This is a genomic window from Pseudomonas sp. S3_B08 (assembly GCF_054667725.1).
The window spans coordinates 2,566,130-2,589,915 of sequence record NZ_CP162750.1 but is presented as its reverse complement, the minus strand read 5'-3'; the positions used below and the strand labels follow the sequence as shown (position 1 = coordinate 2,589,915).

At 58.7% G+C, this 23,786-nt stretch carries 12 protein-coding genes; 8 read left to right on the top strand and 4 right to left on the bottom strand.

The genetic code is table 11. The features are described 5' to 3' along the window. The first annotated feature begins 42 nt into the window (after positions 1 to 42). Together AB4N73_RS11690 and cysS are read left to right on the top strand one after the other, a co-directional pair. Positions 43 to 1,740, top strand: coding sequence for a glutamine--tRNA ligase/YqeY domain fusion protein (locus tag AB4N73_RS11690; protein WP_024013424.1), 1,698 nt, complete (start codon positions 43 to 45; stop codon positions 1,738 to 1,740). A gap of 18 nt (positions 1,741 to 1,758) precedes the next feature. Continuing rightward, positions 1,759 to 3,141 carry a cysteine--tRNA ligase gene (gene cysS / locus AB4N73_RS11685; RefSeq protein ID WP_460143472.1) on the top strand — a complete coding sequence of 461 codons (1,383 nt, stop codon included), beginning with the start codon at positions 1,759 to 1,761 and terminating at the stop codon, positions 3,139 to 3,141. Between the two features lie 198 nt (positions 3,142 to 3,339). Here cysS and AB4N73_RS11680 read toward each other — a convergent pair whose 3' ends face one another. Then, a complete protein-coding gene (locus AB4N73_RS11680; protein ID WP_256809103.1) occupies positions 3,340 to 5,175 on the bottom strand; it encodes a sigma-54-dependent Fis family transcriptional regulator in 1,836 nt (611 codons plus the stop codon). A gap of 384 nt (positions 5,176 to 5,559) precedes the next feature. Between AB4N73_RS11680 and AB4N73_RS11675 the strand changes: the two genes are divergently transcribed. Genes AB4N73_RS11675 through AB4N73_RS11650 form a run of 6 tightly spaced genes read left to right on the top strand, consistent with a single transcriptional unit; the run spans position 5,560 to position 11,512 of the window. Beyond that, positions 5,560 to 6,654, top strand: coding sequence for an ABC transporter ATP-binding protein (locus tag AB4N73_RS11675; RefSeq protein WP_016775291.1), 1,095 nt, complete (start codon positions 5,560 to 5,562; stop codon positions 6,652 to 6,654). After that, positions 6,654 to 7,766, top strand: a complete 1,113-nt coding sequence (locus AB4N73_RS11670) for an ABC transporter ATP-binding protein (protein WP_016775290.1) — start codon at positions 6,654 to 6,656, stop codon at positions 7,764 to 7,766. Before AB4N73_RS11675 ends, AB4N73_RS11670 begins: the two co-directional genes overlap by 1 nt. After that, a complete protein-coding gene (locus tag AB4N73_RS11665) occupies positions 7,763 to 8,629 on the top strand; it encodes a carbohydrate ABC transporter permease (protein WP_256809104.1) in 867 nt (288 codons plus the stop codon). The genes AB4N73_RS11670 and AB4N73_RS11665 overlap by 4 nt, the downstream gene beginning before the upstream one ends. A gap of 9 nt (positions 8,630 to 8,638) precedes the next feature. Continuing rightward, a complete protein-coding gene (locus AB4N73_RS11660; protein WP_003192012.1) occupies positions 8,639 to 9,439 on the top strand; it encodes a carbohydrate ABC transporter permease in 801 nt (266 codons plus the stop codon). 10 nt (positions 9,440 to 9,449) lie between these two features. After that, positions 9,450 to 9,722, top strand: a complete 273-nt coding sequence (locus tag AB4N73_RS11655; RefSeq protein WP_038861868.1) for a DUF2160 domain-containing protein — start codon at positions 9,450 to 9,452, stop codon at positions 9,720 to 9,722. A 47-nt stretch (positions 9,723 to 9,769) separates the two neighbouring features. Then, positions 9,770 to 11,512, top strand: a complete 1,743-nt coding sequence (locus AB4N73_RS11650) for an ABC transporter substrate-binding protein (protein ID WP_016775286.1) — start codon at positions 9,770 to 9,772, stop codon at positions 11,510 to 11,512. 135 nt (positions 11,513 to 11,647) lie between these two features. Here AB4N73_RS11650 and AB4N73_RS11645 read toward each other — a convergent pair whose 3' ends face one another. Genes AB4N73_RS11645 through AB4N73_RS11635 form a run of 3 tightly spaced genes read right to left on the bottom strand, consistent with a single transcriptional unit; the run spans position 11,648 to position 23,780 of the window. Then, the gene (locus AB4N73_RS11645) at positions 11,648 to 14,326 is read right to left on the bottom strand and encodes an RHS repeat domain-containing protein (protein WP_460143471.1); all 2,679 of its coding nucleotides are present in this window, start codon (positions 14,324 to 14,326) and stop codon (positions 11,648 to 11,650) included. Continuing rightward, positions 14,323 to 18,933 (bottom strand): SpvB/TcaC N-terminal domain-containing protein, encoded by a 4,611-nt coding sequence (locus AB4N73_RS11640; protein ID WP_460143470.1) that lies wholly within the window; start codon positions 18,931 to 18,933, stop codon positions 14,323 to 14,325. Before AB4N73_RS11640 ends, AB4N73_RS11645 begins: the two co-directional genes overlap by 4 nt. Continuing rightward, on the bottom strand, positions 18,930 to 23,780 hold the full coding sequence (locus AB4N73_RS11635) for a Tc toxin subunit A-related protein (protein ID WP_460143469.1): 4,851 nt from the start codon (positions 23,778 to 23,780) through the stop codon (positions 18,930 to 18,932). Before AB4N73_RS11635 ends, AB4N73_RS11640 begins: the two co-directional genes overlap by 4 nt. Positions 23,781 to 23,786 lie beyond the last annotated feature (6 nt).

The following is a 23,786-nucleotide window of genomic DNA, read 5'->3' as shown; positions in this document are numbered from 1 at the left end:
TGGCCCCTCTTTGCGGCCGCGCACCTGTACGTCAAGGATCCTATGAGCAAGCCCACTGTCGACCCTACCTCGAATGCCAAGTCCGGCCCTGCCGTGCCGGTCAACTTCCTGCGGCCGATCATCCAGGCAGACCTGGACTCGGGCAAGCACACCCAGATCGTGACTCGCTTTCCGCCGGAGCCCAACGGCTACCTGCACATCGGCCACGCCAAGTCGATCTGCGTCAACTTCGGCCTGGCCCAGGAGTTCGGTGGCGTCACGCACCTGCGTTTCGACGACACCAACCCGGCCAAGGAAGACCAGGAATACATCGACGCCATCGAAAGCGACGTCAAATGGCTGGGCTTCGAATGGTCCGGTGAAGTGCGCTACGCCTCGCAGTATTTCGATCAGTTGCACGACTGGGCCGTCGAGCTGATCAAGGCCGGCAAGGCCTACGTCGACGACCTGACCCCGGAGCAGGCCAAGGAATACCGTGGCAGCCTCACCGAGCCGGGCAAGAACAGCCCGTTCCGTGACCGTTCGGTTGAGGAAAACCTCGACCTGTTCGCGCGCATGAAGGCCGGTGAATTCCCGGACGGCGCGCGCGTGCTGCGGGCGAAGATCGACATGGCCTCGCCGAACATGAACCTGCGCGACCCGATCATGTATCGCATCCGCCACGCGCATCACCACCAGACCGGCGACAAGTGGTGCATCTACCCGAACTACGACTTCACCCACGGTCAGTCGGACGCCATCGAAGGCATCACCCATTCGATCTGCACCCTCGAGTTCGAAAGCCATCGTCCACTGTACGAGTGGTTCCTGGAGAACCTGCCGGTGCCGGCGAACCCGCGCCAGTACGAGTTCAGCCGCCTGAACCTGAACTACACGATCACCAGCAAGCGCAAGCTCAAGCAACTGGTTGACGAGAAGCACGTCAACGGCTGGGACGATCCGCGCATGTCCACGCTGTCGGGCTTCCGTCGCCGTGGCTACACGCCGAAATCGATCCGCAACTTCTGCGAAATGATCGGCACCAACCGGTCCGACGGCGTGGTCGATTTCGGCATGCTCGAATTCAGCATCCGTGACGACCTCGACCACAGCGCCCCGCGCGCCATGTGCGTGCTGCGTCCGCTGAAAGTGGTCATCACCAACTACCCGGAAGGCCAGGTCGAAAACCTCGAACTGCCACGCCACCCGAAAGAAGACATGGGCGTGCGCGCGCTGCCGTTCGCCCGGGAAATCTACATCGACCGTGAAGACTTCATGGAAGAGCCGCCGAAGGGCTACAAGCGCCTGGAACCGGCCGGTGAAGTGCGTCTGCGCGGCAGCTACGTGATCCGCGCCGACGAAGCGATCAAGGACGCCGACGGCAATATCGTCGAACTGCGTTGCTCGTACGACCCGGACACCCTCGGCAAGAACCCGGAAGGGCGCAAGGTCAAAGGCGTGATCCACTGGGTGCCGGCCGCCGCCAGCGTCGAGTGCGAAGTACGTCTGTACGATCGCCTGTTCCGTTCGCCGAACCCGGAAAAGGCCGAAGACAGCGCCAGTTTCCTCGACAACATCAACCCTGACTCGCTGCAAGTGCTGACCGGTTGTCGCGCCGAGCCATCGCTCGGCAACGCACAGCCGGAAGACCGTTTCCAGTTCGAGCGCGAAGGCTACTTCGTCGCGGATCTGAAGGACTCGAAACCCGGTCAGCCGGTATTCAACCGTACCGTGACCCTGCGTGATTCGTGGGGCCAGTGAGTGAGTCAAGGAACTAACGTGCTAACGATCTACAACACGCTCACCAAGAGCAAAGAAGTCTTCAAGCCGCTGGATGGCAACAAGGTGCGCATGTACGTCTGCGGGATGACCGTGTACGACTACTGCCATCTCGGCCACGGCCGCAGCATGGTTGCGTTCGACCTGGTGACGCGCTGGTTGCGCTTCAGCGGTTATGACCTGACCTACGTGCGCAACATCACCGACATCGACGACAAGATCATCAATCGCGCCCGCGAGAACGGTGAGTCGTTCGAAGCGCTGACCGAGCGCATGATCGCCGCGATGCACGAAGACGAAGCGCGCCTGAACATCCAGAAGCCGGACATGGAACCGCGCGCCACCGATCACATCGCTGGCATGCACGCGATGATCCAGACCCTGATCGACAAGGGCTACGCCTACGCACCGGGCAATGGCGACGTGTACTACCGCGTCGCCAAGTTCATGGGCTACGGCAAGCTGTCGCGCAAGAAGATCGAAGATTTGCGCATCGGTGCGCGCATCGAGGTCGACGAGTCGAAACAAGACCCGCTCGATTTCGTTTTGTGGAAAGCCGCCAAGCCGGGCGAGCCGAGCTGGGAATCGCCATGGGGCGCCGGGCGTCCGGGCTGGCACATCGAGTGCTCGGTGATGTCGACCTGCTGCCTCGGTGAGACTTTCGATATTCATGGCGGCGGCAGCGACCTGGAGTTCCCGCACCACGAAAACGAAATCGCCCAGAGCGAAGCGGCCACCGGCAAGACCTACGCCAACGCGTGGATGCATTGCGGCATGATTCGCATCAATGGCGAGAAGATGTCCAAGTCCTTGAACAACTTCTTCACCATCCGCGACGTGCTCGACAAATACCACCCGGAAGTGGTGCGTTACCTGTTGGTCTCGAGCCACTACCGCAGCGCGATCAACTATTCGGAAGACAACCTCAAGGACGCCAAGGGCGCACTGGAGCGTTTCTACCATGCGCTGAAAGGCCTGCCGAGCGTGGCGCCGGCCGGTGGCGAGGCGTTCGTCGAGCGTTTCACCACGGTGATGAACGACGACTTCGGCACCCCTGAAGCGTGCGCTGTGCTGTTCGAGATGGTGCGCGAGATCAACCGTCTGCGCGAGAGCGATCTTGATGCAGCGGCGGGGCTGGCGGCACGTCTGAAAGAACTGGCGAGTGTGCTCGGTGTGTTGCAGTTGGAGGCGGATGACTTCCTGCAGGCCGGCGCTGAAGGGCGGGTCGATGCGGCTGAAGTCGATGTACTGATCGCGGCGCGTCTGGCGGCTCGGGCGGCGAAAGACTGGGCCGAGTCGGACCGGATTCGCGATCAGCTCACGGCGATGGGTGTCGTGCTGGAAGATGGCAAGGGTGGGACTACCTGGCGTCTGGCTGACTGATAGCCTTACCTGTTACAGACAAAACCCGCCTTGTGCGGGTTTTGTTTTTTCTTCCTCAGGACCAGCGTTGACCGGGCGGACGCCTTCGCGAGCAGGCTCGCTCCCACAGTGGATTTTCGCCATGTCCGTTTTCCGTGCACGACACAAATGCCCTGTGGGAGCGAGCCTGCTCGCGAAGAGGCCCGTCCAGACAACTTGTCATTCAGCCTGCCGCAACCGCTTGTAAAGCGTATTGCGGCTAACCCCCAGCCGCCGCGCCAGATGCGAAATATTTCCCCCGGCCGCCTTCAACTCGCGATTCAACGCCTCAACATCATTCAAATCCAGCCCCAGCGGCGCCGCTGTTTCCACCGGCTCCATCTCCAGATCGACAAAAAAATCATCCGGCAAATGCTCCGGTCGCACTGGTTGTTCCTCGGCCATGGCCAGCGCCACCTGCATCACGCTGCTGACCTGACGCAAATTCCCCGGCCACGGATGCTTTTCAAACAGCTCCAACACCTCCGGGCTCAGCCCGGCCCATTGCGTCGGCTCGCGATGTTGCTCCCACAGCCGTTTGAACAGTGCCTGCTTGTCACTGCGCTCGCGTAACGGCGGCAGCTCCAGCGTCAGCCCACCAATGCGGTAATACAAATCTTCCCGGAAGCGGCCCAGTTGCACCTGCTCGCGCAACGAACGGTTGGTCGCGGAAATGATCCGCAAATCAACCGGGAACAACTCGCTGCTGCCCACCGGCTGCACGCAGCGCTCTTGCAACACACGCAACAAACGCGCCTGGGTCGGCAGCGGCATGTCACCGATCTCATCAAGAAACAGCGTGCCTTTGTCGGCCTTGCGGATCAGGCCGATGCTGCCTTTCTGGTTGGCCCCGGTGAACGCGCCTTTCTCGTAACCGAACAACTCGGACTCGACCAGTTCAGCGGGGATCGCTGCACAGTTCACCGCGATGAATGCCTGTTTTTGCCGGGAGCTGGCTTGGTGCAAGGCTTTGACGAACACTTCCTTGCCGACGCCGGTTTCACCGTGGATCAACAACGGAATGTCTTTTTCCAGCAAGCGCTCGGCCTGGCGCACGGCTTTTTCCACGCGGCTGTCGCCGAAATGCAGCGTATTGAGGCTGATCGCACTGGCTGGCGCAGGCTTTTCCTCTGCGGCAAATACCCGCGCTTGCACCGGTGCCTGCTTCGGCCGTTTCAGCAAGCACTGGAAACGGTTGCGCCCGGAGGTCTGCAAAGCAAACGGCAAGCCCTCGGGCTGATTGATCAACTCCAGCAGCGACACCTTGAACAGGCTTTCGACACTCACCCGCGACAGACGCACACCGAGAAGATTGTCGGCACGGCGATTGGCCGACAGCACTTGACCGCTTTCATCGAAGATCAGCAACCCGGCCCACTGGCTGTCGAGGTTGTTCAACCCGGTGTTGAATGTCAGTTGAAAATGCTGGCCATGGAACAGGTTGAGGATCAGCCGGTTCTCCACGGTCTGGCTCATCATCTTGACCATACCGAGGGTGTGCGAGGGCGGCAGATAGCTGTCGCTGGAGACATCGAGCACGGCGATGACCTTGCGCTCGGCGTCGAAAATCGGCGCGGCGGAGCCGGTCATGAAGCGGTTGGCCTTGAGGAAGTGTTCATCGTGTTCGATGTGCACAGCCTGCTCACAGGCCAGTGCGGTGCCGATTGCATTGGTGCCGCTGCTGCGCTCCATCCAGCTCGCCCCGGCCTGAAAGCCCCGGGCCAGATTCGGTTCGATAAAGCGCTGTGTGCCCCATGAGGTCAGCACCTGGCCCTGATTGTCGGCAAGCATGATCAGGCAATTGGAGTTGCTTAGAATGTTTTCGTAGTAGGGCAGGACTTCCTGATGCGTGGTCTGCACCAGCGAATGATGGCTGTCGAGCAATCGTGCAATGCCGGCGGCGGGTAATTGATCGAAGGCCGGCGCGCTCTGGTGGTCGAGGCCGAACGCGCGGCAACGTTGCCAGGAGGTCTGGACGATCGCGTCGTGGGACAGCGGCGAAGCAGGTGCGGCCATGGGGGCGAGCCTCTGAGTGCAGCGATTTTATTATTGTTATGAGCCCGATCTTCAAAACTACACAAATCCCCATGTGGGAGCGAGCCTGCTCGCGAAAGCGTCGGTTCAGTCAATGGATTCATTGAATGACACACCGCTTTCGCGAGCAGGCTCGCTCCCACAGGGGATCCATTTTGCATTCAGGATTGGGCAAAAGCGTGCATAGAGTGTTGTTCACTATTGTTCATTGTCAATCACTCCGACTGTTCAAAAGTGTTCAGCTGTGAACGCCATTTCCCCGTGCAATCAACGATTTTCACGGCAAATCAACCACTTGCCATTTCTGGCACGAATGTCGCTCTGTTGCTCCGGTCGCTTGACTCCAAAAATAAAAAAGGCCGAGCCATGTCACTCACCCTGGAGCACGTCAGCCGTACCGTCGAGGGCCAGATCTGGATCGACGATGCGTGCCTGAAATTCGAACCCGGATCCTTCAACGTACTGCTCGGGCGCACCCTGTCCGGCAAGACCAGCCTCATGCGCCTGATGGCCGGCCTCGACAAGCCCGACAGCGGCCGCGTGCTGATGAACGGTGTCGACGTCACCCAGCGCCCGGTGCGGCTGCGCAACGTGTCGATGGTCTATCAGCAGTTCATCAATTACCCGACCATGACGGTGTTCGAGAACATCGCCTCGCCACTGCGTCAGGCCGGTATTTCGAAAGAGATCATCCACAGCAAGGTGCAGGAAACCGCACGCATGCTGCGCATCGAGAAGTTCTTGCAGCGCTATCCGCTGGAGCTCTCCGGTGGGCAGCAACAGCGCACGGCCATGGCCCGCGCCCTGGTCAAGGATGCTGAACTGATCCTCTTCGACGAGCCGTTGGTCAACCTCGACTACAAGCTGCGCGAAGAGCTGCGTCAGGAAATGCGCGAGCTGTTCAAGGCGCGCCACACCATCGCCATTTACGCCACCACCGAACCCAACGAAGCGCTGGCCCTCGGCGGCACCACGACCATCCTGCACGAAGGCCGGGTGATCCAGAGCGGGCCGTCGACCGAGGTCTATCACCAGCCGCAGTCGGTGCTCGCCGCTGAATTGTTCTCCGAACCGCCGATCAACCTGATGCCGGGACGCATTGCCGGCAACGAAGTCAGCTTCGCCAACTTCGTCCACTTTCCGTTGAACGTCGATCTGCGCCCGGTGGGCGAGGGTGAGTTCCGCTTCGGCGTACGCCCGAGTCATATCTCGCTGGTGCCGAGCAACGATGACGATCTCGAATTGGCCGTGACCGTCGAGGTCGCCGAAATCAGCGGCTCGGAAACCTTCCTGCATGTGCGCAACGAGCATTTCCTGCTGGTGCTGCACTTGCCGGGTGTTCATGAATACGACGTCGATGCGCCGATCCGCATCTATATCCCGACCCACAAACTGTTCGTTTTCGATGCGCAGGGCCGTCTGGTGCAAGCACCGGGCCGGCGTGTCGCGAGGGTTGCCTGATGGCCGAAATCCGTTTGCAGCACCTCGCCCACAGCTACAGCAAAACCCCGAGCGGCGCGGAGGATTATGCGATCCGCGAGATGGATCACGTCTGGGAGCAGGGTGGCGCCTATGCTTTGCTCGGCCCGTCCGGTTGCGGCAAGTCGACCTTGCTCAACATCATTTCCGGCCTGCTCAGCCCGTCCCAGGGCCACGTGTTGTTTGACGGCAAAGCGGTCAACGACCTCACGCCGGAGAAGCGCAACATCGCCCAGGTTTTCCAGTTTCCGGTGGTCTACGACACCATGACCGTGTTCGACAACCTCGCTTTCCCGCTGCGTAATCAGGGCATGGCCGAGGCGAAAGTGCACAGCAAGGTGCAGGAAATTGCCGAGGTGCTCGACCTGCAGAATCTGCTGAGCAAGAAGGCGCGCAATCTCACCGCCGACGAAAAGCAGAAAGTCTCCATGGGTCGTGGACTGGTGCGCGATGACGTCTCGGCAATCCTCTTCGATGAGCCGCTGACGGTGATCGACCCGCACCTGAAGTGGAAGCTGCGGCGCAAGCTCAAGCAGATCCACGAGCAGTTCAACATCACCATGGTCTACGTCACCCACGATCAACTGGAAGCCTCGACGTTCGCCGACAAGATCGCGGTCATGTACGGCGGTCAGATCGTTCAGTTCGGCACGCCACGGGAATTGTTCGAGCGGCCGAGCCACACCTTTGTCGGCTATTTCATCGGCAGCCCGGGGATGAATCTGATTGAGGTGCAGCCGCAGCCCGGGGGCGTCGGTTTCGCCTCGACGCACCTGCCGTTGTCCGACGCCTTGCAGCGCCATATCGAGCACGGCCAGTGGAAAAACCTCAAGGTCGGCATCCGCCCGGAGTTCATTCATGTGTGGGACGAGCCGTTTGACGACGCGATGCAGGCAAAAGTCGTACACGTCGAAGACCTCGGCACCTACAAGATCATGACTCTCAACCTCGACGGCGCGCCGTTGAAGGTGCGTCTGGCCGAAGACAAACCGGTGCCGCAGGGCACGGCTTACATCAGTTTCCCGGCGCAATGGCTGATGGTCTATGCCGATGAATTTCTCCTGGAAGTCAGCGACGAGGAGGCGCAGCCATGAACAAAGTGCAGAACAACAAGGCCTGGTGGCTGGTGTTGCCAGTGTTCCTGCTGGTGGCGTTCAGTGCGGTGATCCCGATGATGACCGTGGTCAACTATTCGGTGCAGGACATCTTCGACCAGTCCAGCCGCTACTTCGTTGGCGCTGACTGGTACAAGCAAGTGCTGCTCGACCCGCGTTTGCACGACTCGTTGCTGCGCCAGTTCATCTATTCAGCCTGCGTGCTGCTGATTGAAATCCCGCTGGGCATCTCCGTCGCGCTGACCATGCCGACCAAGGGTCGCTGGTCCTCGGTGGTGCTGATCATTCTGGCGATACCGCTGCTGATTCCGTGGAACGTGGTCGGCACCATCTGGCAGATCTTCGGCCGCGCCGACATCGGCCTGCTCGGTTCCAGCCTCAATGCGATGGGCATCAGCTACAACTACGCGGCCAACACCATGGACGCCTGGGTGACGGTGCTGGTGATGGACGTCTGGCACTGGACTTCTCTGGTCGCGCTGCTGTGTTTCTCCGGCCTGCGGGCGATTCCCGACGTCTATTACCAGGCCGCGCGGATCGATCGCGCCTCGGCCTGGGCGGTGTTCCGCCACATTCAATTGCCCAAACTGAAAAGCGTACTGCTGATCGCGGTGATGCTGCGCTTCATGGACAGTTTCATGATCTACACCGAGCCGTTCGTGCTCACCGGCGGCGGGCCGGGCAATGCCACAACCTTCCTCAGTCAGACGTTGACGCAGATGGCTGTAGGGCAATTCGACCTCGGTCCGGCAGCGGCGTTTTCGCTGGTGTACTTCCTGATCATCCTGTTGGTGTCCTGGCTGTTCTATACCGCCATGACGCACTCCGACGCCAACCGCTGAGGCCCGGCCATGAGCAAGAGAAAGCTTATTCCATTGCTGGTCTACATCCTGTTCCTGCTGGTGCCGATCTACTGGCTGCTGAACATGTCGTTCAAGAGCAACACCGAAATCCTCGGCGGGCTGACCCTTTTCCCACAGGACTTCACGCTGGCGAACTACAAGGTGATCTTTACTGATCCGAGCTGGTACACCGGCTATCTCAACTCGCTGTATTACGTCAGCCTCAACACGGTGATTTCCCTGAGCGTGGCGTTACCGGCGGCTTACGCGTTTTCACGCTATCGTTTCCTCGGCGACAAGCACCTGTTCTTCTGGTTGCTGACCAACCGCATGGCGCCGCCGGCGGTGTTCTTGCTGCCGTTCTTTCAGTTGTATTCGTCGATCGGCCTGTTCGACACGCACATCGCCGTAGCCTTGGCGCACTGCCTGTTCAACGTGCCGCTGGCGGTGTGGATTCTGGAAGGTTTCATGTCCGGCGTGCCCAAGGAGATCGACGAAACGGCCTACATCGACGGCTACAGTTTCCCTAAGTTCTTCGTGAAGATTTTCATCCCGTTGATCGGTTCCGGTATCGGCGTCACGGCGTTTTTCTGCTTCATGTTTTCCTGGGTCGAACTGCTGCTGGCGCGCACGCTGACCTCGGTCAACGCCAAGCCGATTGCGGCAGTGATGACGCGCACGGTGTCGGCATCGGGGATCGATTGGGGCGTGCTGGCAGCAGCGGGGGTGTTGACCATCCTGCCGGGCATGCTGGTGATCTGGTTTGTGCGCAACCACGTGGCCAAGGGCTTTGCCCTCGGTCGAGTCTGAGGAGCTGATGATGGAATGGATGAGCTGGACGACACCGACCGCCGCGTTCTTCATCGGCATCGGTCTGATTCTGGTGGGCATGACCACCTGGGAATTGCGCTCGCCGAGCATTCTGCGGCGCGGGTTTCTGCCGATTGCCACCACCCGTGGCGATCGCTTGTTTATCGGTCTTCTCGGCAGCGCCTACCTGCATTTGCTGGTAATCGGCGTCACCGACTGGAGCATCTGGGTGGCGTCCGCGTTGTCCCTGGTGTGGCTGTTGGCTGTGATGCGTTGGGGCTAGTCGAATCGTTCGGCAACGCGGCTCCACAACTTAAACAGGAGGTCTCTATGTTCGATAAAAACAATAAGCTGCGACATAGCATTTCATTGGCAGCCATGCTGGCACTCAGCGGTTTGAGCGCATCTGCCTGGGCCGACGCCTACGAAGATGCTGCGAAAAAATGGATCGGCAGCGAGTTCAAGCCCTCGACCCTGACGGCCGAACAGCAGCTTGAAGAACTGAAGTGGTTCATCAAGGCCGCCGAGCCGTTTCGTGGCATGGACATCAAGGTCGTTTCCGAAACCCTGACCACCCACGAATACGAGTCCAAGGTGCTGGCCAAGGCCTTCAGCGAAATCACCGGGATCAAACTCACCCACGACCTGCTGCAGGAAGGCGACGTGGTCGAGAAAATGCAGACGGTGATGCAGTCGGACAAGAACATCTACGACGGCTGGGTCAACGACTCCGACCTGATCGGCACGCACTTTCGCTACGGCAAGACCGAATCGATCACCGACCTGATGGCCAACGAAGGCAAGAACTTCACTTCGCCGACCCTCGACATCAAGGACTTCATCGGCATCTCCTTCACCACCGCACCGGACGGCAAGATCTATCAACTGCCCGACCAGCAATTCGCCAACCTGTACTGGTTCCGCGCCGACTGGTTCGAGCGCGCCGATCTGAAAGCCAAGTTCAAGGAGAAGTACGGTTACGAGCTGGGCGTGCCAGTGAACTGGTCGGCCTATGAAGACATCGCCAAATTCTTCAGCGAAGACGTCAAGGAAATCGACGGCAAACGCGTCTACGGCCACATGGACTACGGCAAGAAAGACCCGTCGCTGGGCTGGCGTTTCACCGATGCCTGGTTCTCCATGGCCGGTGGCGGCGACAAGGGACTGCCCAACGGCTTGCCGGTGGACGAGTGGGGGATCCGCGTCGAGGACTGCCACCCGGTCGGCTCCAGCGTGACCCGTGGCGGCGACACCAACGGCCCGGCGGCCGTGTTTGCCACCACCAAATACGTCGACTGGCTGAAGAAATACGCGCCACCGGAAGCGGCCGGCATGACCTTCTCCGAGTCTGGCCCGGTGCCCTCGCAGGGCAACATCGCCCAGCAGATTTTCTGGTACACTGCGTTCACCGCCGACATGACCAAACCCGGCCTGCCGGTGGTCAACGCCGACGGCACGCCGAAATGGCGCATGGCGCCGTCGCCTAAAGGCCCGTATTGGGAAGAGGGCATGAAGCTCGGCTATCAGGATGTGGGGTCGTGGACATTCATGAAATCCACGCCTGAGAAACAGAAACTCGCGGCGTGGCTGTACGCGCAGTTCGTGACCTCGAAAACTGTTTCGCTGAAGAAAACCATTGTCGGTCTGACACCTATTCGCGAGTCGGACATCAACTCGCAGGCGATGACCGATCTGGCGCCGAAACTCGGTGGTCTGGTCGAGTTCTATCGCAGCCCGGCCCGCGTGCAATGGTCGCCGACCGGCACCAACGTGCCGGACTACCCGCGTCTGGCGCAACTGTGGTGGAGCCATATCGCCGAAGCCGCCAGCGGCGAGAAGACCCCACAACAGGCGCTTGATGGCCTGGCCAAGGATCAGGACCGCATCATGGAACGCCTCGAACGCTCCAAGGCCCAGGCCACTTGCGCGCCGAAGATGAACCCGGAACGCGATGCGCAATACTGGTTCGATCAACCGGGCGCACCGAAGCCGAAACTGGCCAACGAGAAGCCGAAGGGTGAAACGGTGAGCTATAGCGAACTGCTGAAATCCTGGGCGGATGCGCGTAAATGATGTTGGAAATGTAAGAAGCGAACGGCACCGGAAGGTGCCGTTTAGCTTTCTTCCCATCGATCTGAAGCAATAGCAACCTGGCTTCCATATGTTTTGAGGTGCGCGCATTCCATCAAGGGCTTGAGGGAATGGAAGTCAGCGTTTCACGTTGCGAGCAAATTGAGTCAGCAACTGTTTTTTACTTCGCTCGTATGAGTCTATCGTGTACTGGGCAAGCTCGAAGGGGAACGGCTGCATGTCGACGGGGTAAACTTTAGTATCTCTCTCCGACCAGAGGAAATTATGGTCCTGTACATCCTGGTGATATAGGTCCTTTGCTTCCATTTCATTAAACATCTCCCAAAGTGCATTGGCGCCGCTTGCCGGAATGGAACCTTTCTTGATGTCGCCGAGGGGGATGCCATCGAGTTTTATCATCTTGAGGTAACTCTGATTGTCTTCAATAAGTGCCGTCGCCGAGCCTGCTCCATAGTAAGCATTGAAACCCTCGGCTTCGGTTTTTACATACCCCGGAATACTGTTTCGCTTGTCGGCTCCTCTGAACTTTTTATAGACATGTTTCCCGTCGGCGCTTTCGTATATTTCTCCTTCGCCCCCGCCGCCTATAGCAGGGCGACCACCAATATCATCTGCAATCGACGTTGGCTTGTTCTTCAGCGAAGAATCGGTCAATTGCACTTTCTCCATCAACACTTCGATGGAGTGGCTTGCGCTCTTTACTTCTGGAGACAATGGTGGTGTATCAGGAAATCCAAATCTCGTGCTTTCGTTAATGACAGAGTTTGCTGAAAATGGCGTTGATGATTGCGGCGAAGGCGAAGATCCGATGGTCGCTTGAGTCGGGTACTCCTCATTGACGCCTTCACGAATTCGCCCATCAGTATCGAAGTAGGCCAACGGATTGCCTTTCACCATGCTGAACAGATTCAGACCATCAATCGCCCCGGACGGATCCGGATTCAACCATCGCTGCCAACCCGCCACGTAATACCTGAACCCGTAATAATAAAGCCCGGTCGCATCCCGCTCTTTGCCCGAATAGCGCAGCGTTTTATAGCTTGTCTCGATTTCGCTACGCCCGGCAAACCACGCGGTGGTGCCGAAAGGGTGGTATCGCTCCTGACTGATGAGCTTGCCCGTGGCGTCGAGTTCCAGGGTGCAGGAACCCAAATGGTCGTTGAGGCTGTAACGCGCTTGATCGTTGTCGATGCCTTGGGGCGGTTCGGATTCCCAGTGCAACACCTGCACGCTGCTGCGCCCGGCCTGGACACTGATCACCTGCAGTATTTCTCCCGTACCACTGTGGGTACGGATTTGCAGATTCGGCAGATAACGCACTTCGTTCATCAGCGTTTTAGCGTTGGTCTGCATCAGCCGCACTTTGCGCACGCGCATGCCGTCTGCGGCGTATCGGTATTGCTCGTTATCAGCCGAACGGTCTTCACGCAAAACCAGCCGGACTTCACGCAATCGGTTACGCAAGTCCCAGTTGAAAGTCTGTCCTGGTTGCAGGCCAAGCAGATTGCCATTGGCATCGAAGCCGTTGCGCAAATCTTCCTCGCCCGGGTCCATGCCATCGCGCACCGGCAAGCAGCGGTTACTGTGCTTGGCGGCGACCAGGCGGTGGCCGTGGCCTTGTGGGCCGTCGTGGATCAATTTGAGCAAATTGCCACCGCAGTCATAGTGGTAGGTCTGGGTGTAATTGGCGATCGCTGCAGGATCTGCCAGTGAAAACTTCGATGTCTGACCGGCCTCCCAACCCGTGGCCTCGATCAACTGATCGAGACTGTCATAACGGTAGCGGTTGACCGGTTCGATGCGCTGGTTGGCAAAGTATCGAATCGGGAGGGCGGCGTCTTCAATACTCAGCACGTTGCCTACCGGGTCGTAGACATAACGCAGGTCTTGCAGGATGTCATTGCCGCGCTGGCTTTGCAGGCTGATCAGCCTGCCATCCTCGGCGGCGTAGTCCAATGTGGTGATCACTCCGTTGTCAGCGGTTTCCCGAAGGGTATGTCCTTGGGCATCGTACTGGATGGCGCCGACCAGGGTTTTCGGCGCGATGCCCTTCAATTGCAGTCGAACGTCTCGCAACTGGCCGTCCAGGGTCTGGCTGAAAAGCTGTCGGTGTCCTCTGGCGTCGATTTGTTCGATGGTTTCCGAGAGCGGGTTGAAACGCGAGTAGCTCGTGGCGGCAGGCGCGTCTTCGAGCAATTTGTCACGCTCGCTGAGCGATACCGGCCAGTCAGGAGGGTCGAGTGAGCGCAGAAAGCGTCGAGACTGAGCGATGATTCCACCGGTCAATCCGAACTGTTCGAACAACTGCGTGCCGGCCGGATCATCGAGGCGGATGATCTGTCCGCACTGATTCCGCGTGGCAAATGTCGGATTGCTGCCGGCATAACCATATCGCTCCGTGCACAAAGGTTCTCCGTCATCGGCGTGTTCGAACACAGCCAGTGGTCGCAGCTGTTCGTCATACTCGATGCTGCGCACGCTACCCCGGCCATCCCAACCGTGCAGCGGTTGACGCGCCTCGCCCCACAGACTGACGTGCCATCCGGCATCGACGCTGAGCGTGATCAGCACCTGACCGGTCAGTGAGTAAACCGTCCTGAGATTGGCGGGGGCTGATGCGTCGGCGAACAATCGTGGATCGCGCTGCGCCACCCGTCGCCCGTCAACGTCATGCTGAACCGCGGTGATGCGCGCTTCAGATTCGCTGCCATCTTCGCGCCAGTAGGCAACCTGCCGCACCGGTAAGCCTCGGGCATCAGTGACGCTAAGATGCGGTGTCTGCGCATGCTTGCTCACCTTCCTGTCCACCAGTTGCGTCGCCGTTGTTCCGGTGGCGGGTCGAACAGGTCATTTTCGTCGAAGGCGACGTTACACCAGATCCAGTACCAGACTTCCCGGCGCAGGGGTTTGAGCGTCGGTGGATTGCCTTGCAGCATTTGCTTCGCCAGCACGGTTGCGGTCGGTCGGCCCACCGCGTCGTAGAACTGCTGGTCGTGAAAAGCATGCTTGCGCATCGAGCGATCATTGATGTAGCGCGGTTGATCGGCGAAGTAGGGCCGGTAAATCCGCACAGTCTGGCCTTTGTTGTTGTATTCCACTGGCTCGCTGACACGCCAGCGTCGCTGGGCCTGGGCGTCTATTGGTTTGCCATTGTCGTCGAGGACCAACTCACCGTTGTCATCGACCTGCCAGGCCACGCCCGGGGGGACCTCATGTTTGGTTTGCAGAGTGCGGCCGAAACCGTCCAGGCAAGCAATGCTGACTCGCACTTGCAGATCGGGATCAAGCGGATAGCGGTCGGCCACCAGAGAGACGGCATACACGGGCTCACGCTGTGCATTATCGATTTGCTGCTGGAGTTCGGTTTCATTCCGATCGGGATTTTCCACAGCGGCAAGGTACTGTCGGGCGCGATCGCAAATGTGTCCTTCGGGCAGAATGTAGCCTTGGCTTTTCGCCCAGTCCCACCACTCTTGGGAGCGTGAGGACGTGCGGGAGATGCAACCCATCCAACTGAACGTATCCCAGAAAGCGGCATGGGCGAAGTTGCCAATGGCTTGTTTCGGATCGGCGATGGCAATGGCCGGGTCGCGGTCTGCCGGCGGGACGTAGGTTTGCAGCGGGTCAAAACCCACCGGTTCTCCAAGTTCGGTGCCGTGGAAACTGCTCACCAGCGGCTCGCCGAAAGCGTTGTAGCGCGCTTCCTGCAGGTTGCGGTTGGCATCTTCAATGGCCGCAGGGAGGAAGGTGCGGTAGTCCACGTCGAGGCTGCGGGTAGTGCAGCCGTCCGGTAAGGTCACGGCGGTTGTCACACACCAATACGCGTCATAGGTAATCAGGGTTTCGCCGTGACTGCGGGTTTCACGGTATTTCTGCACGTTATGAAAGCCGTCGAGTGCGTGGTAGGTGGAGAAACCTCTGTGCACTGACCACAGATAGTTCTTCGCATCGTCAGGATCATCGATCGGACCGTGATCTTGCTCGGGCAGGAACAGCGGCATGATGTGGTAACCGACCTCCTGCGATTCGAGTTTTTCTTTCAGGTTGAAGGGTAATTGGCCATCCACCTCGAGTTTGTCATATGCGCTGAGGGCGACGGCGTCCAGTTCGGCCGTCTCCATGTAGGCGGGCAAACCCTCGAAAGTCGCGTCGCCCGGATCCAGCGTTGCACCGCTGCGAGGGTCGATGTAGCGCTGCAGCGTCAATGCAGACAACACTGCTTGCTGCGCCCATTCGCCATCCTCGCGGGCCATTAGCAAAATATGTTCATGGTGGATCGTTGCGGCACTCAGCGCCGCTTTTTCCAGCACCAGCGAATTGCTGCGCAAGCGGCAGGGCAATCCAAGGCGCCAGGCCTCGTCATTGGGCAAATGAATCGATTCTGACCGGAGCTGCGTCAGGTACCATTTTTGTTGCGCATCGTCATGAGCATCCTTCCACCAGTTCTGCTGATGCTCTTCAGTGAACGGCGGCGCATCGCTGCTGGTTTTGCGTCGCGCGTAGTTCACCGTGAAAGCATGCACCACACGGCCGTAGGGGTCCCATTCCAGATTCAACTGGTGCTGGCACATCGGATCGTCGGCAATTGCCGGTTCGTACTGATAACTGATGGATTCCGCGTCCAGGGGCAAGATCACTGCATAAGGCTGGTACTTGCCTTTGGGGCGCAGCACCCGTGCGCCATAGCGATGTTCCTGGACCACATAGGGGACTGCGGTCGCCGCGTCGTCACCGGCGGCGAACACTTCCGAGCGCATCACTCGGCCGCTCAGGGTGCGGGCGATCTCTCGCGCAGTCTCCTCATCGGCTTCGGTGAAAGGTTGCGCGATGCGATCATTGAAGTGATAGAGCTGCAGCAGTGTGGATTTGAGATCGACCGCATCACCGTCACGGCTGTAATAACCGGTTCTTGACGGGTCGATGGTTTCGCCTGTGTGAAACCAGGTCTTGCTGAGAATCGGCGCGGTGAACTCGGTTGCTGACGCTTCGGTGTCGCTTTGCAGCAGCAGGCGAAAACCACGGAATTCGCGCTCGAAACGGTCGTAATAACCGCCGCGATAGCTGAAGAGCTGTGTCAGTGCGTTGCCGGTGATCTCATCATGTTGGATTTGCTCGTGTACCAGGTGCATGGCCATTGGTAGACCGGACACTGGATTTTCAACACCGGCTGCCTGTTTCTCACGTTTTTCATCCAGCCATTCCTGCGCCGAACTGCGGTAATTCACGCTGGCGCTGCAACCCATGTTGTTGCAGCTTCTGTTGAGGAGATAGGGTTTGGCGTCGACGAAATCGTAACGCCAGTGTCTGGGCGACATGTGCGGCAATGTCACCACCAGGCTCGAGCAGCCCAGGCCTTGCAGATCTGCGCTGGTGACCTGCCAGAGCGCGTCATGGGCGAGGCCCTCAGGCCAGGGAAGATCAATGGATGTCTGGGCGAAACCGCTGCCGGCATGGTTCATGAAAATACGCAGGCGCTCGGCTTCCATGTAGATCAGGTCAGCCGCACCCGAGCCGTCGAGATCCGCCAGCAAGACCCGTGAGGCGTTGAATTCATCGTAGGCAAAGGGCAGGGTGCACAGCACAAAGCCTTTGCCGAAACGACCATGTCCCAAATTCGGCCAGCACTTGACTTCGTTATGACGGATCCGCACCAGATGTTGCTGACCGCTGCCGATGAGATCGGCGAATGCAACGATTTCGCTCGGTGTATTGCTCAGCACAGGCAGCTCATCATCATCGCCTGCGGCGGTTTTTTCCGCATGCGGCACGTCGACGCTCTCGGCGAAACCAGCCGCGCGACGATTGGCATACAAACGCACGCTGCGCGGGCCGACCAGCGTCAGGTCGCTCAGGCCGTCACCCAGCAAGTCGGCGATCTGCGCCATCGGGTGGGAAAATTCGCCGGGAAATGCATCGAAGGGCACGAACCCTGACCAGTTGCGGTCTGGGTCGAGGGTGAAAAATCCGCACATGCCCGGCGCGGCGAGCACCCAGTCGAGCTTGCCGTCGCCGGTCAGATCGGTAAGCGACTGATGCACGGGTTTGCCGGCGTCGGACATCGGCACGCCTTCAAGAAGTTTCCACTCGCTGTACTCGACCTGGTCGCTGCCGGTCTCTGCGCGCAACGGCTCGCGGTAATACCAGCCGTGGTCATAACGGCAGAGCACACCCGCCAGGCCCTCACCGTACAGGTCAACCAACTGATATTGATGACCATCGTCGAGGCCGGGCATGGCCGTGAATTCTTTCCAGCCCTGCGGCTGCGGGGCGAGGTCGAACGTGTTGTAGCTGAACTCCATTGGCGGTCGGCTTTCGATCTGGCCGAGGCCGTCATAGGCCTGCTGATGCGCCGCGCTCAGATGGCTGTAACCCAGTGGGCTGAGGCGATATTGCAGGAGCAGGCGCTGCACCAGAACCGGATGGTCACCCAACTCTTTGGGGAAGTGATGAAACATCAGCACTTGTCGACACAGGCGTCGGTTGCCCAGCTCGAAACCGTAGGCGTAGATCCAGTAAGGGTCGCTGCGCTCGGCCCATGGCTGTTGTTCTTCAAACGTTGGCACTTGTTCCAGATCGCTGCTGCGTTCGCCATAGTCGAACACCAGTTGAAAGTGCCACAACTGTTTTTCCCGGCTACCGCTGTCCCAGGCATACAGGTGCGCTGAGGCTTTTTCGTTGCCATAACACACGCGTTTGAGATAGCGCTGAGCGCGATAGTCGCGATACTGCGGAGCGACTGGCAGCTCGGTTTCCGCCTTGTATTCGTAGATGATGTGTTCGCCGCGGGTATTGAGGCTTTCGTCGATCATCCAGACGCCGACGCGCTGCGGGTCGGCAGGGTCGGCCCGGCGTGAATTGGCGGTGGTGCCATAGATATGCAGGCTGCCGTCGGCACCGTGAATCAGCCAGAAACCGGCTTTGTCGGTCTCGTTCGACCAATGTTCGATCAAGGCGAATGCACCCTCGACCCGTGGCCAGTGGCGAACGACGTCATACGCTGTCGTCAGGGGCAAGCCGTTGTATTGCTCAGTAGTGCGGAAGATCAATTCACCGGTGCTTTCATTGCGCTCGGGCAGCCATACATCACCGTCAGGCCCCACGACCTGGTCAGTGCCGTCATAAGTCGGCACGCCATTGACCGTGCGCAGGGTCACCGCGTCAACCGTCAACTGCCAGCCAATCCCGCAGGAACTGTTGCCCGTGCCACTGCTATAGCCCAGACCCAATGGCGGGACAAAACCGCGTCCGGTGGAAATCGGCAACGACAGTTCCAGCGACGCAGTGCCTTTAATACCCACGCCGGCCGATCCCTTGCCAATACTCTGGATGGCGCCGCCGCCCTTGGGCAGGCTCGGTGTGTTGATCTGCATTGTCGACTGTTGCGGCGGCGGCTGTTCGTTCATAGCGAACCGCCTTCGCATCTCGCGGTGTAGGACACATGCAGGATGATGTCGGGCAAGCGCTGGAGTATGTGCTCCTGACCCTTGGGAAACGTCAGGATCCAGCGTGAAATCGCGCCGGTGTATTCGAATGGCAGATAGCGTTCGTCCTGGAAGTTGAGCTGAAACATGCCGTTGTCTTCCAGCGAACTCGACAGGGCGATCTGTTGACTGGATCGCAGGTTTTCTTTGACGCTGCTGCCGACCGTGGGGGCCATTTCAACTTTGCTGTAGGTCTGTTTCAGCACCGCCCGAATATCTTGATAAGGCCCGAGCACGGCCGGTAGCGTCACGCTTATAGTCTTGATCCGGCGCAGGTAATGATTTTGCCCGGCGTAATCATCGTCGAACATTTGCTGAGTCAGTTCCAATTCACACGTGCCGTTGTCCATCAGCGATTGCTTGATCTGTGCCCACGGTTTATTGATGGTTGAACTCGGGTCCTTGCCGGTCAAATCCTTCAGTGACACGGTTTTCCTGATTTCCAGATCGCGGCGGTTGTGCTGCACGTAATGGCTGTACATCTGTTGCAGGCTCATCTTCAACTCTTCCCCGGCACCGAGGCCGCGGTACGTGGCATTCCACGCGCCGGGATGGACAAAGGTTCGGGTGAAATCGCCCATTTCGTATTGCCAGGAGGCCTCAGCGGCCTGGCATAGCGATTGTGCGTTGGTGAAGGCGGTATGGTAGAAACCGGCGAATTTGCTGTTGAGCCAGTCGTAGGTCTGCGATCGGCTGAAACGATTGCTGCTCAGCAGGAAATCGTGGGTGACCTTGGCCTGGTTGAGTGCTGCTCGCGCCTGGCGCAGTTGCAGTTGCGTGGCTTTGTGTTGTTCGTCGGAGACGGCAAGTTGGGCCTTGATTTGCTCGGCTTCGAGTTTTGCCTGGTCGCGGGCCTGGGTCCATTCCTGGGCGCGGCGCCGGTATTGTTCGATGCGATCCATGGTTTGGCTTGCGCCATACGCAACGTGTGAAAACGCTTGCATATGGGCCGCGAAGCCGTTGGCAGCACCTTCCAGGCGTGCGCCACCGGCCGCCATGCCAAATATGTTCGGTGCTACAGTCATTGCCTGGCCGATTCCGTGGGCAATCGTCGCTCCGGTCTGGCCGAGACTTCCCAGCAGGTAAGAAGCTCCCGCGCCGATTTCCAAGGTGCTGACACCGTCTTTCAGCAATTTCTCGTAATAACTCACTCGGTCCAGAATGGTGTCCTGACTCGCCAGCAACGCCTCCTTGTTTTTTTCATCAATCTTCTCGGCCTGAACCTGTATTTGCACCGCCATCTCCGCGAGGTTCCACGCCTGCTGCTGTTGCAATTCCAGGTACTGCGCCTGCTCCTTGCGTTCGATCAGCGACAGTAGCGTGGCGCCGAACGCGATCACGCTGTCCACCGCGTTCTGCGCGAGTGCGAACATGAAACTGAAGCGACAATGGGGAATCTGCGGGTTCAACAAGCGGCTGAGTGCTGCCCCGGACAAGCCTTGGCCCCAAGCGGCGAGCAGTGCGCGCGGATCCAGCGGCGTGGCGAATAACGGCAGGTTCAGCGGAGCGCCGGCCATATCGAGGTTATGTCGCAGGTTAAACAAGCGGCTTTCGGCTCGATCCCAGTGCATGATCAGTTCGGGGTTGAAGGGCCGACGGAAATACTCAGTGTCCGCGCTCGCCAGTAGCGGGTCATGGCCGTCAGGCCGCAGACACAATAGTGGTGCAGGCTGCGAAGCCGGGGCCCTGCCGATACGCAAAGGTGGCTGTTGTTGCAGCTGCTGGTGCGCGCTGATCAGGCGCTGTTCGAATTGACGCAGTTGCACATTCTTCGACGAACTCAATTCGTCGAGCGTGAGCGGCAACCATTCGTCGATCTGGCGTACATCCGGGCGCGGTCCCAGCAGATCCATGATGTGGACGTAGCGCATCTTGGCTTCAGCCAGGCCGTCCGGCGTCAACTCTGCATACGCCAGATCAGCCTGGCGGCTTTCGATCTCGATAAACAGTTTCCACAGCGCCTTGCGAAAGTGCACCGGAAAACTCAAGGCAATCTGATGCGGATCGTCCGGGTACAGAATGGCCAGGCTGGGGTCGACCGGACCGGGCCATACCGGCTCTTCCAACGGTACGGCCTGCCAGTAACCGGGGTGTCCCGGGTCCGCGCTTTGTCGTGTCGGGTCAAACAGATACGCAAGCCACTGTTTCGCTTCGTCGTACTGCTGCTCTTCGTTCAAGCGGTAGGCCACCAGCCAGGGCAGGTACAGGAACAGTTCCAGGAAATACAGGTAGTAAGCGCCCGAGAAATCCATGGCTTGCGACCCCTGACCGTCCGGGATAGGTGGTTCTGTGTGCTGGGTCTGGGTTTCCCAGCTCAGCAGGGGTTCCATGCCGCTTTCGGCAAGGTTGATCAGTTGCCGGGCGAAGGTGGTGTTCATGCGCACAGCGGCCCGACGTGATCCTTCGGGTTCCTGCCCGTCGCTCAACTCGATGCCGGAGCCGCTGAAGTCAATGAATTGCGCCTTGCCCAAAGAAGGGCTGTCCCCCAGAGACGGGTCGATCATGCTGTTGATACTGGGCGCTATTTGCAAGTTTGAGGGAGGCACTTCTGCCCATTCAACGGTCAGCGCCTTGAGTGCTCCGCCAATCAGCGTGGTTGCCAAGGAGCCTGCGTGATAAACCAGAACACCATAGATCAGCGGGATTTTCAGTTCCTTTGGATCCTCAGGCCACTCCACTGGCCAGCCGTCGGGCTGGAGGGTGGATTGATCGACCGAAAACGAATAAGTCAGCGAGGAGTCCTTCGACAGGCTATTGACGATGGCTGTAGACGCCAGCTTGCGCATTGCGCTGAATGTTTCAGGCGGCTTTGTTGACAGAACATTCAGCGGGTGTGCGATGAAAAACTGGTAGCCCACGCTGCTGTTATAGCGCCCTGCTGAAGGATGAAGATCGATTTCATTGTGATCGGTGGTAGAACGCCAAAAGGACGTAAACAAAACCATGCTGGAGCCGATCAGTTCATAGAGCACCCTTCGATTTGCATGTTTACCTGCAAGGCACGCCGTTTCTCCTTGCTTGGTGGCGGGTACCGTAAATTCAGTCGGATTCCCGACAGGGTCGGCGATCAAGCTACGCAGCCGATCAGGGTACCCCTTGAAACAGAATGCCGTATCTGCGACATCCATGAAGTCGGTACCAACAGGTTCAATGATGGAGCCTGGAAGTAGCGGAACTTCAAGGTGATTTTCCGAAGGATCGAACACCAGCGTAACTTTGATGAGCTCCTTGTTTTCGTCGTGTTTGTCGAAGACGGAAAGTTTGAAAATCAGGAGGTTGTTGAATCCTGCCGCCAGTCTTGCGGTCAACTCGATATTGGACGCCGCCCGGTTATAGACAAAGTCGACGTCTTTCACGCTGGTCTCGATTCGCGACTGCCACCCCTGATAATCCCAGGTGGTCTTTTCGCTATCCGGTGTCTGGTACTCCACTGCACCAAACATTGGCGTGCCAGAGGGAAGCCAGTATTGGAAACGACCAGCGTTGCCATTGGCGAAAATATTGCCGATCAGCCTCACGTGGGCTTCGCCGTTCTTGAGGACCTCGACGGAGGGAGGTGAGGCCGGTCTGACCTCCGGCGCCATGCCGAATGACGGTGGCAGCGGTGTAACATTGAAGTTCTTGTCTATCTGTACCGTTCGCAGAAAATCATAGGTATCTGCATCGCCCGGAATCTCGGAAGGGACGCCCTGATAGTTCGAATACAGCATGAGCACCATCGACTCAGGTGACGTCGAGTGGTCATACACCGCAATGGTCTGGGTTTGCTCCGCAATTTCTTCCTGCGGTTTTTCGATCAGCGCTTTGGTCTGGCAGTAACTCTCGATGTAAACCCGCGGCGTGCTCCAGGTCTCGTCATATTTCTTGTAGCTGGCATATAGGCGGAACCTGGGATTGACCTTGACGCTCTGGTCGGCCTTGCCGTCAGCGGGGGCCTGCATGGCGTCCGCATCCTGAAGCTCCAGCTCGGCCCAGATCACGAACAGACGATTGTTGAACCAGCACGGGCGAATGGTGTGTTCCAGCGCCTTTTCCGAAATGGGCACGTTGGCTTTTTGCCAATCCGACCAGGCATTGGGTAGCGGCTTGTCATATTTGACCGGGGTTTCGCCTGCTGCACTCGCGGGCGCTTTGACCGCGCGCTGCGACATGTCCAGTGAGCGCCAGTAATAAGCATTTTCGGCAGGGGATTTGCCGATGAAATAATAAGTACTGTTGGCAAAATCTTCCCCGTCAATGTAGCCATTGCAGATTTTCAGGTTGGCAATTTCTTCGAACCTGGCAAGGTAAGCCAGCACTGCGGTTTGTACTGTTTCGGGCTGAATCTGCGCCTGGTTGAGGTCATTCTCCAGTTGCTCGAAACTGGCGCTCTTGGTCAGGCGCAAAGTCGGGTCCAGATAGATGTCCGGGAACGTGCGCAACTGCTGGAGGGCGGGCCAGATCGAGTAGCGATTGAGGCCGTCGCGCCAGGTGCTGGTTTGCAAAGGCGTAAAGCTGTCATCGCTGTAACCGGGCTCCAGGTTCAGCATCATGCTGTTGATTTGCTGTTGGTAGCTGGCAATGGCGCAGGCCACCGGACTGGTCGGGACATCCTGGCTGACCAGTACATCCAGCAACCAGAATTCATAAAGGTCGTTGGCGGTCTTGATCGTTTGAGCCAGCCCTTGCTCGATCAGGTAGGGATCGCTGGGTATTGCTTCGTGCAGATACAGTGCGAGCATCGCGTCACGCAGTGCTTCGTTAAGCGGCGCATCGAAGGCAGTCGTCATGATCGT

Coding starts and splice junctions, on each gene's coding strand:
- AB4N73_RS11690 (WP_024013424.1), top strand. CDS start 43: ATGAGCAAGCCCACTGTCGACCCTACCTCGAATGCCAAGTCCGGCCCT.
- AB4N73_RS11680 (WP_256809103.1), bottom strand. CDS start 5,175: ATGGCCGCACCTGCTTCGCCGCTGTCCCACGACGCGATCGTCCAGACC.
- AB4N73_RS11675 (WP_016775291.1), top strand. CDS start 5,560: ATGTCACTCACCCTGGAGCACGTCAGCCGTACCGTCGAGGGCCAGATC.
- AB4N73_RS11670 (WP_016775290.1), top strand. CDS start 6,654: ATGGCCGAAATCCGTTTGCAGCACCTCGCCCACAGCTACAGCAAAACC.
- AB4N73_RS11665 (WP_256809104.1), top strand. CDS start 7,763: ATGAACAAAGTGCAGAACAACAAGGCCTGGTGGCTGGTGTTGCCAGTG.
- AB4N73_RS11660 (WP_003192012.1), top strand. CDS start 8,639: ATGAGCAAGAGAAAGCTTATTCCATTGCTGGTCTACATCCTGTTCCTG.
- AB4N73_RS11655 (WP_038861868.1), top strand. CDS start 9,450: ATGGAATGGATGAGCTGGACGACACCGACCGCCGCGTTCTTCATCGGC.
- AB4N73_RS11650 (WP_016775286.1), top strand. CDS start 9,770: ATGTTCGATAAAAACAATAAGCTGCGACATAGCATTTCATTGGCAGCC.
- AB4N73_RS11640 (WP_460143470.1), bottom strand. CDS start 18,933: ATGAACGAACAGCCGCCGCCGCAACAGTCGACAATGCAGATCAACACA.
- AB4N73_RS11635 (WP_460143469.1), bottom strand. CDS start 23,780: ATGACGACTGCCTTCGATGCGCCGCTTAACGAAGCACTGCGTGACGCG.